Origin of the sequence: Aeromonas sp. DNRA1, assembly GCF_963888745.1 — a bacterium.
GTDB classification, from domain to species: Bacteria; Pseudomonadota; Gammaproteobacteria; order Enterobacterales; family Aeromonadaceae; genus Aeromonas; species Aeromonas hydrophila.
In genome coordinates this window covers 537,846-550,817 of sequence record NZ_CAWPKQ010000002.1, presented here as the reverse complement: position 1 = coordinate 550,817, position 12,972 = coordinate 537,846, and the positions used below count along the sequence as shown (strand labels likewise).

General features: G+C 63.0%; 9 protein-coding genes. 2 read left to right on the top strand and 7 right to left on the bottom strand.

All coding sequences use genetic code 11. The features are described from left to right. Positions 1–8: 8 nt before the first annotated feature. The 7 genes from AACQ43_RS08530 to grpE all read right to left on the bottom strand — a co-directional run bounded on the left by AACQ43_RS08530 (position 9) and on the right by grpE (position 9,902). Entirely contained in the window at positions 9–1,424 is a 1,416-nt protein-coding gene (locus AACQ43_RS08530; protein WP_168966964.1) for a glycoside hydrolase family 32 protein, read from the bottom strand. Continuing rightward, positions 1,424–2,788 carry a sucrose-specific PTS transporter subunit IIBC gene (locus tag AACQ43_RS08525; protein ID WP_146061607.1) on the bottom strand — a complete coding sequence of 455 codons (1,365 nt, stop codon included), beginning with the start codon at positions 2,786–2,788 and terminating at the stop codon, positions 1,424–1,426. Before AACQ43_RS08525 ends, AACQ43_RS08530 begins: the two co-directional genes overlap by 1 nt. Positions 2,789–2,871: 83 nt before the next feature. Then, the gene (locus AACQ43_RS08520) at positions 2,872–3,828 is read right to left on the bottom strand and encodes an aminoimidazole riboside kinase (RefSeq protein WP_168967159.1); all 957 of its coding nucleotides are present in this window, start codon (positions 3,826–3,828) and stop codon (positions 2,872–2,874) included. Between the two features lie 115 nt (positions 3,829–3,943). Beyond that, positions 3,944–5,434 (bottom strand): carbohydrate porin, encoded by a 1,491-nt coding sequence (locus AACQ43_RS08515; RefSeq protein WP_211162499.1) that lies wholly within the window; start codon positions 5,432–5,434, stop codon positions 3,944–3,946. 263 nt (positions 5,435–5,697) lie between these two features. Next, positions 5,698–6,840, bottom strand: coding sequence for a molecular chaperone DnaJ (gene dnaJ, locus AACQ43_RS08510; protein ID WP_011706780.1), 1,143 nt, complete (start codon positions 6,838–6,840; stop codon positions 5,698–5,700). A 254-nt stretch (positions 6,841–7,094) separates the two neighbouring features. Next, the gene (dnaK, locus tag AACQ43_RS08505; protein WP_011706781.1) at positions 7,095–9,023 is read right to left on the bottom strand and encodes a molecular chaperone DnaK; all 1,929 of its coding nucleotides are present in this window, start codon (positions 9,021–9,023) and stop codon (positions 7,095–7,097) included. A gap of 303 nt (positions 9,024–9,326) precedes the next feature. Then, complete coding sequence (gene grpE, locus AACQ43_RS08500) at positions 9,327–9,902, bottom strand: nucleotide exchange factor GrpE (RefSeq protein ID WP_146061609.1); 576 nt, start codon at positions 9,900–9,902, stop codon at positions 9,327–9,329. A gap of 269 nt (positions 9,903–10,171) precedes the next feature. On the opposite strand from grpE, the gene nadK reads away from it, so the two are divergent. Both nadK and recN read left to right on the top strand, forming a co-directional pair. Continuing rightward, positions 10,172–11,056 (top strand): NAD(+) kinase, encoded by an 885-nt coding sequence (nadK, locus tag AACQ43_RS08495; RefSeq protein ID WP_005303013.1) that lies wholly within the window; start codon positions 10,172–10,174, stop codon positions 11,054–11,056. 111 nt (positions 11,057–11,167) lie between these two features. After that, entirely contained in the window at positions 11,168–12,832 is a 1,665-nt protein-coding gene (gene recN, locus AACQ43_RS08490) for a DNA repair protein RecN (protein WP_168756078.1), read from the top strand. Positions 12,833–12,972: the final 140 nt, after the last annotated feature.

The window sequence follows — 12,972 nt, the reverse complement described above, 5'->3', positions numbered from 1 at the left end:
ACACCGGGCTATTGTACTAGGCAGGCCGCCAGCGGCCAGTGATCGAGGCAAATTTTGCCGCCCGCGACCTGTTTACCCGGCGCAAGCTGCGGCCCTGGCCCAGGGAAGTAGCGCGCCGACAGGGTATGGCGGCCGCCATCGACGAAACACTCCAGACTGGATCGATCGCACAAGACGGTGATGCCGCCGCCCAGCCAGGTGCAGCATCGCTCCTCCCACTCTCCGCTCTGCCAGTTCAGGCGGCGCAGCACCAGGCGCCCAGGCTGCCAGCACAGCTCGGCCACGGCGCCAAACCAGAGACTCCCCTCGCCGCACAGCGCCAGATCGAGCCAGGCCGAGTCGATGGCCAGCCCCGGAAATTCGCCGAGCGCCCCCTCGAAGCGGGTCTGCTCCCCCTTCAGTGCCGCCAGCTCTGCCACCGGCCGCTGGCAGAGCCAGTCGCCTTGCCAGAACAGCTCCCGCGGGCAGCTCATCTGGTGCAGCCAGCCATAGGGGATGGTGGGCTGACTCATCTCGTTCTCTTCGGGCAGTCCCAGCCAGCCAAACAAGAGGCGCCGCCCCTGGTTGTCCTGAGTGGTCTGGGGGGCATAGAACTCGAAGCCCCTGTCCAGCTCGTGGAAATCCCCGTGCGCGAAGCGCTCGCCGTCGAAGTCACCCGCCAGCCAGCCGCACTGGTAGAGGTTGCGATAATCCTCTCCCTGCGGGGCAATCCCCTGCGGGCAGCTGATCAGCACATGGCGATCACCCAGGGGGAAGAGGTCCGGGCACTCCCACATATAGCCAAACTCACCCAGCCCCCCTCGCCCGCTGCCGGCGATGGGGCCCACCCGCTGCCAGCTTTGCAGGGTGTCGCCGCGATAGAGCAGCACTTCGCCCTTGTCATCCAGGGTGCGGGCCCCCAGCACCATCAGCCACTGCTGGCCGTCGTGCCACACCTTGGGGTCGCGCACGTGGCCGCTGTAGCCTGCGGGCAGATCCAGCACAGGCCCCAGCTTGGCAAAACCGCCCTCACCATCGGCCCGGGCCAGACACTGATAGGCGGTGCGGCTGCCATCCGGGTATTTGACATTGCCGGTGTAGATAAGGGTCAGACGCCCCTGCTCGTCGCTCACCGCAGAGCCCGAATAGCAGCCGTGACTCTCATAGGCTTCGGTGGGCAGCAGCGCCACCGGCTCGTGCTGCCAATGCAGCAGATCGGTGGAGGTGACATGCCCCCAGCCCTTGTTGCGGTGCTCGCAACCGAGCGGGTTCCACTGGTAGAAGAGGTGGTAGCGCCCGCCGTGCTCGATGAAGCCGTTGGGGTCGTTGAGCAGCCCCACCGGGGCCGCCAGGTGCCAGCGGGGCCGATGGGGATCGGCCGCAGCCTTGAGCTGTCCGGCCAGCAGCGACCGGACAATTTGGTTGAGCAATGCGACGTCTTTCATCACTCCACCTTGTACTTGAGCAGGTAGGAGGCGACGAAGGCGGCGCCAAAGGCGATCACCAACCCGACGATGTAGTGAATGAGGCTCATGGGCTGGACAATGGCCATGCCGGGAATACCGGTCAGCCCCACCGCCGTCATGCCGACCTTGGCCGCCACCACGTAGGCGCCGCCGCAGGCCCCGCCGAACAGACCGGCCAGGAAGGGCTTGATGTAGCGCAGGTTGACACCAAAGATGGCCGCTTCGGTGATGCCGAGCAGGCAGGACATGGCTGCTGGCACGGTAATGGCCTTGATCTTGACGTCGCGAGTCTTGAAGTAGACCGCGAGACAAGCCCCCCCCTGGGCCACGTTGGCCATGGCCCAGATGGGCAGCAGGAAGTTGACGCCAATTTGCGGATTGGCCAGCAGCCCCGCCTCGATGGCGTGGAAGCTGTGGTGGATGCCGGTGATGACGATCAGTGAATAGGTGCCGCCGAACACCAGCCCCGCCAGCCAGCCTGCCTGCTCATAAAGCGCGCTCAGACCGAACGAGATGCCATCCCCCAGCACCCGCCCGGCGGGGCCGATGAAGAGCAGTGCCACGAAGCCGGTGATGATGACGGTCAAAAACGGGGTGAGGATCAAATCCAGGGCGTCCGGAATGCGCCTTCTCAGCTGCTTCTCCAGATGGGACATGAACCAGACCGCCAGCAGCACCGGGAAGACGGTGCCCTGATAGCCGATCATGGCCACGTCCAGCCCGAAGAAGTCCATGGTCTTGAAGCCACCGGCCACCCCCCAGGCGTTGGTCAGCGCCGGGTGGGTGAGAATGCCGCCGAGGGTTGCCCCGAGGTACGGATTGCCGCCAAACTCCCGCGCCGCCGTAAAGCCGATGAGGATCGGCAGTATGATGAAGGCCGCCGAGCTGAACATGTCGAGCATCACAAACAGGGCGCTGTCGGCATTGACCCAGCCGTAGGTGCGCACCATGCCGAGCAGACCCATCAGCAAGCCCGAGGCGACGATGGCCGGAATGATCGGCACGAAGATGTTGGAGAGGGTCCGCGCCAGCCGCTGGGCCACATTGAGCTTGGCCGTCGCCATGTCGGTCAGCTCTGCCTTGCTGGCGGTTCCGGTACCGGTCAGCGCCACGAACTCCGCATAGACCTTGTTGACCAGGCCGGTGCCGAAGATCACCTGGATCTGGCCGGCGTTGCTGAAGCACCCCTTGACCCCCTCCAGCTTGTCGATGGCGGCCTTGTTCACCTTGCTGTCGTCCGCCAGCACCAGCCGCAGCCGGGTGGCGCAGTGGGCGGCGCTGACGATGTTCTCCCTGCCCCCGAGCAGGGGCACCAGATCCTTGGCTATCGCACTGATATTCATATTCTTCCTCTTATGACCCGCCACGCTGGCGGGCCCTTGTCACATGAGAGTAGGGGCTGTCGAGCCGGGCTTCTAGCCGCGGATCAACAGCCGCTTGCGCCTGATCGCAAAAAGACATCCAGTTCGGAGCGGGTCGGCAGTGCCGTCATCGCCCCCTTGGCCGTGGTGGCGAGCGCCCCGCAGCCGTGGGCCTGGGCCAGGATGGCGGGCAGCTCGGCCAGCGTCGGCAGCGAGGTCCGTTCGGCCAAGGCCGCCAGCAGCCCGGCGACGAAGGCGTCCCCCGCCCCCGTGGTATCGAGTGGCGTCACTTTGGGACCCACCCACTCCAGCAACTCGCCACCCAGACGGGCCACCACGCCCCCCGCCCCCCGGGTCACCAGCACCAGTGTCGGGCCTGAAAGAGTGGCAAGCCCCGCGGCCAGATCGTCCAGACAGCTCAGCAGTTGCAGCTCCTCCACCGAGAGCTTGACCACGTCTGCGAGGGCCATGGCTTCGCGCACCAGCGGCAGCATCTCGGCCGGGTTGCCCCATACCTCGGGCCTCAGGTTGGGGTCGAAGCAGACCCGTCCCCCGGCCGCCTTGATGGTTGCCATGGCTTGCAGGCAGCTGGTGCGCACCGGCTCGTTGGCGAGCGCAATGGAGCAGGTCAGCAACCACTGACCGGCGTCGAAGCGGGGCAACTCATTTGGGGTGAGGAACTGGTCGGCGCTGGGACGCACCATGAAGGTGAAGCTGCGCTCCCCCTCTTCATCCAGTGCCACCAGCACGGTAGAGGTGCGATGGTCTGGATCGAGCCGCAGCGCGGCGATATCCACCCCCTCCCAGCTCAGGGTGTCGGCCATAAAGCGGCCAAACGGGTCGGCACCAACCCGGCCGATAAAGGCCGCATCGCCGCCAAGCCGTGCCACACCAACCGCCACATTGGCGGGTGCGCCACCCGGACACTGGAGGTAGTGCCTCTCCCCTTCCGGGATCAAGTCCACCACCGCATCCCCCATTACCCACACACGATTCATCACCTTGCTACTCCACTGCTGCATCGGATCGACTGCCAAACCCGGACTCTGTTTTGTTGGTTGGCATTATCAGCTAAACCGTTTTAGCCAACCAACAGATCCCGGCATCGGCTGCCATTTTTGTGATCGGGATAACGAACTAGAACCAGGTTTCCATCTGCACGCCAAAGTTCCACTCGCCGCCGGCGGTGAAGTTGCTCTGGCCCATGGCATCGTTGCTGGCGTAGTGGTCGAGCTCGGAAGACCAGTCCATCCAGGTGGCAAACACCCGAAGCTCGGGCCGCTCGAAGAAACCGGCGGTCTGCGCCTTGAAGGTGGGGGCGAATGTGAGCTTGGTGAAGTCACCGCTCACCGCCTGGCGACCCTTGTAACCCTTGGGATCGAGATCCATGTACTGCCAGGTGGCCTCGTAGACCAGCTCGACGTTCTGGCTCAGCACCTGGGCCAGCCGGCCATTGAGGGTAACCCAGCGGTATTCGTCCCCCTTCACGTAACGATCCTTGCTCTGCTCGGCCAGCAGGGCCGGGGCGATACGCCAGCGCGGGGCAAGATCGGTGGCGCCAAACACGGCGACCCGCACCGCATCGGCGTCCGGCAGCAGCTCGCTGTCGGAGCCCAGCCCCTTGAGCTCGGCACCCAGGCCATGGCCATACAGCACCGCCGCCTTGGAGAAACCGGGGTTGATGCCAAAGAAGCTGTCGGCGTGGTAGGCCAGCAGGGTGTGGGCCCCCTTGTTCGCCGCTTCGCTGCCGGCGCCGCCGTCGTTGATGCGGGTCTCGTTGTCCTTGGCGGAGAGGCCGTTCACCATCCACTGCCAGTTGCCAACGCGGTTGTTCATGGTGAGGATGTAGCTCTCGATGTCGGAGAGACCGCTGGCGCTGATGTCGCCGTAGTCGCGCCCATAGAGAGAGAAGTTGGCCTTCCAGCTGTCGGCCAGCTGCACGTCGTAGACACCGCCGCCGGTGCCTGCCAGGAACACCACGTCCGAGTCGAGCCAGTGGATGTCGAAGTTGTCGCGGTCAAAGCGCTTGCCCGCCCACAGCACCGCATTCTTGAAGGGGCCGTCGAAGCTCGCCAGATTGCCGAGCTCGGCAAACACCTGACGGGTGTTGAGGCTCGAATCGCTGGCGGTCCAGTCGTTGCTGGTCTCCACCCCGTCCGCCAGCATCAGCTTGTAGCGGGCCCAGCTGCCATCGTCGAAGGTCTGGGTCTTCAGCAGGTTGGCCTCCATGTAGGTGTCATCCTCGTTGCCAAGGCGACCCACGGCGCCGCCCACCGAGCCGGCCGGGGTGATGTAGGGGCCGCCGCGGCCACCGTTGCCGTTGCCGTTGACCAGCAGGCCCGAGCGGGCATAGCCGTGGAACTCGAAGCCCTGGGCCCCGGCGGTCTGCTTGTCCACCTTCTCGCTCTGGGCCTTGGCCACCACGGCCGTTTCGCGGGCTTCGTTTGCCTTGCTCTGGGCCTCATCGGCCCGTGCTTCGGCGGCGGTGGCGCGCGCCTCGGCTGCCTGTACCCGCGCCTCCAGCGCCGCCAGACGGGCCTCGATACCGCCATCCGCCGCCCACAGCGGGCTGCTCATTCCCAATCCCAGCGCTACCGCCAGCGCCAACTTGTTCTTGCACATCGTCATCGTCCTCACCTGTCATCTGCTGCCCGGTCGGGCCTGTTGTTATCGACGACGAGAGCATAGCTAAACCAATTTAGCCAACTCAATATGCCAGCTAAACCGTTTCAGCAACAATGTGAGCGGGATAACATTCGTACAGCAGGAATTGGCGGAAGTTGTGAGGAAGATCCCTCATCGGGATCCACTCAATAAGCGGGGAGCTTGCTAAAACAGAGGCAAAAAAAGAGCCGGCACAGGGCCGGCTCTTTATATCTGGGTCGCGAAAATCAGCTGGTCAGATCGTCGAAGAAGCGTTTCACCCCTTCGAAGAAGCCTTCCGATTTCGGCTTGTGGGTCTTGGCGGCAGCGCCGCTGAAGGACTCGTCCAGCTGGCGCAGCAGCTCTTTCTGGGACTCGGTCAGCTTGACCGGGGTCTCCACCACCACCTTGCACATCAGATCCCCCACCTGGCCGGAGCGCACGGACTTGACGCCCTTGCCGCGCATGCGGAACATCTTGCCGGTCTGGGTCTCCGGGGTGACCTTGAGCTTGACCCGGCCATCCAGGGTCGGCACTTCGATCTCGCCACCGAGGGCCGCCGCAGTAAAGCTGATGGGCACTTCGCAGTAGAGGTTGTTGCCGTCACGCACGAAGATCTCGTGCTCCTTGACGTGCACCTGTACGTACAGATCGCCCGCCGGTGCGCCGGCTTCCCCCGCTTCCCCTTCGCCGGAGAGACGGATGCGATCGCCAGTGTCGACGCCAGCCGGGATCTTGACCGACAGGGTCTTGGTCTTCTGGTAGCGACCCTCGCCATGGCACTTGCGGCACGGATCCTTGATGATCTTGCCGCGACCGTGGCAGTGCGGACACGCCTGCTGCACCGCGAAGAAGCCCTGACGCATCTGCACCTGGCCGGAGCCGTGGCAGGTCGGGCAGGTCTGGGCCGAGCTGCCGGTGTGGGCACCGGAGCCGTTACAGACTTCACAGTGGACCAGGGTCGGCACCTTAATCTCCTTGGAGACCCCGCGTACCGCCTCTTCCAGCGTCAGCTCCATGGTGTAGCGCAGGTCGGAGCCACGGGCCGGGCCACGACGGCCACCGCCACGGCTGCCACCAAAAATATCGCCAAACACGTCGCCGAAGATGTCGCCGAAATCGGCGCCGCCGCCAAAGCCGCCGTGACCACCGCCACCCTGGCTCTGATCCACGCCGGCGTGACCGTACTGGTCATAGCGGGCACGCAGATTGGCATCGGTCAGGATCTCGTAGGCTTCCTTGACCTCTTTGAACTTCTCTTCGGCCCCGGCATCGCCCTGATTGCGGTCAGGGTGATACTTCATGGCCAGACGCTTGTACGCCTTCTTGATCTCGCGTTCGTCGGCATCCTTGGATACCCCGAGCACTTCGTAGAAATCGCGCTTCGACATACTTATCCTGTTGCTATATCAGCAGTTACGCAGACGGGCGTTGGTCACCCAACGCCCGTAAATTCATTGACGAATCTGCTCACACTCTTACTACGAAGCCGTGATCAAGGCTCATGTGCTGCTCAGAAGCCTCATGTATTCACATACACTCCGGTTCTTGCGCTGCTCTTTACCTTGCTGACGGCCTCTCGCGACAGACCGTGAACAGATTCTGAGCCGATGGGCGAAGCCTGCTTCGCCCATCTGGGTCGGGCTTACTTCTTGTCGTCTTTCACTTCTTCGAACTCGGCGTCGACCACGTCGTCGTCAGCCTTGGCGGAAGAAGAGGACTGACCGGCATCAGCACCGGCGGCGCCTTGTGCCTGAGCCTGCTGCTGGGCAATTTCCATCAGCTTCTGGGACGCTTCCAGCAGAGCCTGCTGTTTGGCTTCGATGGCAGCCTTGTCGTCACCCTTGATGGCGCTTTCCAGCTCGCTCAGTGCGGCTTCGATCTTGGTCTTGTCGTCGGCAGGCAGGGCTTCACCGGCTTCGGTGATCTGCTTGCGGACGGAGTGGACCAGACCATCAGCCTGGTTGCGGGTCTGCACCAGCTCTTCGAACTTCTTGTCCTCGGCCGCGTTGGCTTCGGCTTCGCGTACCATGCGCTCGATCTCGTCATCAGACAGACCAGAGGAGGCCTGGATGGTGATCTTCTGCTCCTTGTTGGTCTCCTTGTCTTTGGCGGAGACGTGCAGGATGCCGTTGGCGTCGATGTCGAAGGTTACTTCGATCTGCGGCAGACCACGCGGTGCCGGACGGATGCCTTCCAGGTTGAACTGGCCCAGAGACTTGTTGTCGCTGGCGCGCTTGCGCTCACCCTGCAGCACGTGAATGGTCACGGCAGACTGGTTGTCTTCAGCAGTGGAGAACACCTGGGACTTCTTGGTCGGGATGGTGGTGTTCTTCTCGATCAACGCAGTCATCACGCTGCCCATGGTTTCGATACCCAGGGAGAGCGGGGTCACGTCCAGCAGCAGTACGTCGGTCTTGTCACCGGACAGTACGGCACCCTGGATGGCAGCACCCATGGCCACGGCTTCGTCCGGGTTGACGTCTTTGCGCGGCTCTTTGCCGAAGAAGTCGGCAACGGCCTTCTGCACCATCGGCATGCGGGTCTGACCGCCTACCAAGATGACGTCGTCGATCTCGCCAACGGCCAGACCGGAGTCTTTCAGGGCGACACGGACCGGCTCCAGGGAGTCTTTCACCATGTCTTCCACCAGGGATTCCAGCTTGGCGCGGGTCACCTTGATGTTCATGTGCTTCGGACCGGTGGCATCTGCAGTGATGTACGGCAGGTTGACGTCGGTCTGCTGAGCGGAAGAGAGCTCGATCTTGGCTTTCTCGGCCGCATCTTTCAGACGTTGCAGGGCCAGCTGATCCTTGCGCAGGTCGATGCCCTGCTCGCGCTTGAACTCTTCAACCAGGTAGTTGATGACGCGGTTGTCGAAGTCTTCACCACCCAGGTGGGTGTTACCGTTGGTCGCCAGTACTTCGAAGGTGGTCTCGCCTTCGACTTCGTCGATCTCGATGATGGAGATGTCGAAGGTACCGCCACCCAGGTCATACACGGCAACCTTGCGCTCGCCCTTGACCTTGTTCACGCCGTAGGCGAAAGCCGCGGCAGTCGGTTCGTTGATGATGCGTTTTACATCCAGACCGGCGATGCGACCAGCATCCTTGGTAGCCTGACGCTGGGCATCGTTGAAGTAGGCCGGCACTGTGATGACCGCTTCGGTCACCGGCTCGCCCAGATAATCTTCGGCGGTCTTCTTCATTTTCTTCAGCACTTCGGCAGAGATCTGCGGCGGTGCCATTTTCTTGCCTTTGACTTCTACCCAAGCGTCACCATTGTCAGCCTTGGCGATGGCGTACGGCATGATCTCCAGATCGCGCTGTACTTCGTCATCTTCGAAACGACGGCCGATCAGACGCTTGATAGCGAACAGCGTGTTCTTCGGGTTGGTGATGGCTTGGCGCTTGGCCGGCTGACCAACCAGGATTTCGCCGTCATCGGCATAGGCAATGATGGACGGAGTAGTACGGTCGCCTTCCGCGTTCTCGATCACGCGAGCATGGTCGCCATCCAGAATAGCGACGCAGGAGTTGGTAGTACCCAGGTCAATACCGATGATTTTACCCATTTGACGAATCTCCAAATACTTTGAATAAACTGGCGAGGGGCTCGCCTTAATGCGTTAACGGCTAGGTGGGGGCTGCCAATCTGGCTTTCAAGCTCCCGGCATCAAATTTTTTGTGCCGCCGTGGCCTTGCATCCTATATGGGGTCGCAAGCCGCCGCTTCAAGCCCCGCCCTGAAAAAACCTGTCTTCATTCATTGCCATTGGCAGGATGAAGACCGGCTATCTGTGCACCCGGCGACCACGCTGCCAGGGCACTTGCCAATAAAAAGCCCGCCGAGCGGCGGGCTCAGCACTGCAATGGGGCTCAGGCCGGGGCCTTGGAGACCATCACCATGGCCGGACGAATGACGCGGCCGTTGAGCTCGTAACCCTTCTGCATCACCGCAATGACGGTGTTGGGGGCAAGCTCGGCGTTCTCGATCATGCTCATCGCCTGATGGGCATTGGGGTCGAACGGCTGATTGAGCGGGTCCAGCGGGTTGAGGCCGAACTTGCCGACCGAGCTCTGCATGGATTTCAGGGTCAGCTCGACCCCTTCGATCATCGGCTTGAGCGCCTCGTTTTCCTTGTCGGCCAGCTCGATGGCACGCTCCAGGTTATCCAGTACCGGCAAGAGCTCGGCGGCAAACTTCTCCAGCGCGAACTTGTGGGCCTTCTCCACGTCCTGGGCCGCACGGCGACGCAGGTTTTCCATCTCGGCGACGGCACGAATGGCACGCTCGCGCTCTTCGGCAGAGGCTTGCTGGGCGGCATCCAGTTGTGCCTCAAGCTCGGCAATGCGGGCCTGCTCGGCTGTCACTTCACTGTCTACATCGGTCGGCTCGACTGGCTGGGCTTCCACTTGCTCCATCGTTTCAACCTTTTGTTCTTCGTGGTTCATGACATCTCCAATTCCGGGGTTACTTATTGAGGGCCCGACCACCCGGTTGAGCGACCGGACGGCAATGGGCCGACTATGTTGGCGCTATTATGGGGATGGATCCCCGGCTTTCAAGGGGAAAAGGGCGCCATTCTCACCAAGAGCGTGCAGCGGCGGGCAATTTGGGGCTTTTTCCCGGCATCCGCTGCGGCCGGACCAGCCGGTGGCAGACAAATCCCCCCCAAAGCGCGGTATACTCCCCCCAATACTCATCCCAGACCCGACAGACTATGGATTCTCCGTTCAAAACCATCGCCCTGATTGGCAAACCCCACCACGAAGGGGCCAACCAGACCCTGACCGGCCTGCATCAATACCTGACCACCCGCGGCTTTCGGGTACTGGTGGAGAGCAGGGTGGCCCATGCCCTCGGCATCATGGACGAGAACGTGATGGACCTGGTGCAGCTGGGCCAGCAGGCGGATCTCGCCATCGTGGTCGGCGGTGACGGCAACATGCTGGGGGCGGCGCGGGTGCTATCGCGATTCGACGTGGCGGTGATCGGGGTGAACCGGGGCAATCTCGGTTTTCTGACCGATCTCTCGCCGCAGGATTACCTGCTGCCGCTGGAGCAGGTGCTGTGCGGCCACTACAAGAGCGAGCACCGCTTCCTGCTGGAGGCGGCGGTTTATCGCCATGGCGAGCGCAAGTCCAACAATCTGGCGGTCAACGAGGCGGTGCTGCACCCAGGCAAGATTGCCCACATGATCGAGTTCGAGGTCTATATCGATGGCAGCTTCATGTACAGCCAGCGCTCGGACGGCATCATAGTGGCCACCCCTACCGGCTCCACCGCCTACTCATTGTCGGCGGGGGGCGCCATCCTCACCCCCAAGCTCAACGCCATCACGCTGGTGCCCATGTTCCCGCACACCCTGAGCAGTCGCCCCATCGTGCTGGACGCCGACAGCGAAGTGCGGCTGCTGGTCTCACCGGACAATCAGGACGACGCCATGCAGGTGAGCTGCGACGGTCAGGTGACCCTGGCGGTCCACCCGGGGGACGAGATCCTCATCAAGAAGAGCAGCCACAAGCTGCATCTGGTGCATCCGCTCGACTACAGCTACTTCCACGTGCTGCGCAACAAGCTCGGCTGGGGCAGCAAGCTGTTCTGACCCACGCTTGACGTTCCTGCACATCCTGTTGCGGGCCGACTCTTTACTGTATGGAAAACCAGTATATACTGGATACATACACAGTAATGTTGGCCCATACAGGATGAGACCATGCTGACCCAGCTGACCGTCAACAACTTCGCCATCGTCAAGTTTCTCGAACTCGATCTGCAACCGGGCATGACCTGCATCACGGGTGAGACCGGGGCCGGTAAATCCATCGCCATCGACGCCCTGGGCCTGTGCCTGGGGGAACGGGCCGAGGCCGGCATGGTGCGACCGGACAGCGACAAGAGCGAGGTCAGCGCCCGCTTCCTGCTGGACGGCAACCCGGCCGCCCGCGCCTGGCTCGCCACCAACGAGCTGGAAAACGAAGGGGAGTGCATCGTGCGGCGGGTCATCTCCGCCGAAGGGCGCTCGCGCAGCTACATCAACGGCGTGCCCGTCCCCCTCACCCAGCTCAAGAACCTGGGCCAGCTGCTGGTCAACGTCCATGGCCAGCATGCCCACCAGATGTTGCTCAAACCCGACTACCAGCTCGCCCTGCTCGATGGCTACGCCGGCCACCACCTGCTGCTCGATGAGGTACGCCGCCACTACCAGCAGTGGCGCCAGCTGCAGAACGAACTCAACCGGCTCAAGGCCGAGCAGCAGCAGCGGGAGGCCCGTCGCCAGCTCATCGAATATCAGGTGCAGGAGCTGGACGAGTTCGCCCTGCAGCCGGGGGAATTTGAAGAGATTGAAGAGGAGCACCAGCGCCTGGCCAACGGCACCGAGCTGATGCAGGAGTGCGGCGCCTGTCTCGACCTGCTCTATGACAACGAAGAGACCACCATCGCCGGCCTGCTGCAGACCGTTGTCGATCGGGCCGAAAGCCTGGTCGCCATGGATAGCCGGCTTGGCGACGTGCTCGGCATGCTCAACGAAGCGCTGATCGGTGTGCAGGAGAGCCACAGCGAGCTGCGCAATTATCTGGACCGACTGGAGCTGGACCCCGAGCGTTTCAACGAGCTGGAAGCCCGCCTCTCCAAGGCCATCAACCTGGCCCGCAAGCACCACGTCAAACCGGCCGAACTGGCCCTGCACCACCAGGAGCTGGCCGCCGATCTGGCACGCCTCAACTCCGACGAGGAGCGCCTGGAGGGGATGGAAGACGAGCTGGCCGAGGCCCGCATGGCCTTCGTACAAGCCGCCGAGGCCCTGAGCCAGAGTCGCCAGCGCTACGCCGAGGAGCTTGGCGCCAAGGTGAGTGCCAGCATGCACGAACTGGCGATGCCGGATGGCCGCTTTGCCATCGAGGTACGCCCCGATGCCCAGAGCAGCCTCTCGCCCCTTGGCATCGATCGGGTGGAGTTCATGGTCACCACCAACCCGGGCCAGCCCATCCAGCCGCTCGGCAAGGTGGCCTCCGGCGGTGAACTGTCGCGCATCAGCTTGGCCATCGTGGTCATCAGCGCCCGCAAGGTCTCCACCCCCACCCTGATCTTCGACGAAGTGGACGTGGGCATCAGCGGACCGACTGCCGCCGTGGTGGGGCGCCTGCTGCGCCAGCTGGGTGAATCCACCCAGGTGATGGTGGTCACCCACCTGCCACAGGTGGCGGGCAAGGGCCATCAGCACATGGTGGTCAGCAAGCACACCGACGGCAAGACCACGGAAACCCAGATGCAGGCACTGGATCAAGGGGCCCGTCTCAACGAGCTGGCCCGTCTGCTGGGGGGAGATCAGATCACCGACAATACCCTGGCCAACGCCCGCGAACTGCTGGCCTGCTGAGGCAACTGCACGCGGGGCCCACTGTGAGCATCGGGTACCTCGTGTCACCTCGCCAGCTGGTGACGACGGTTTGTGGCTTAGCAACTGGTGCATCATCATGCCGCCGTTGCCGCATACTGGAGAGGTCACTCCCGAGAGAT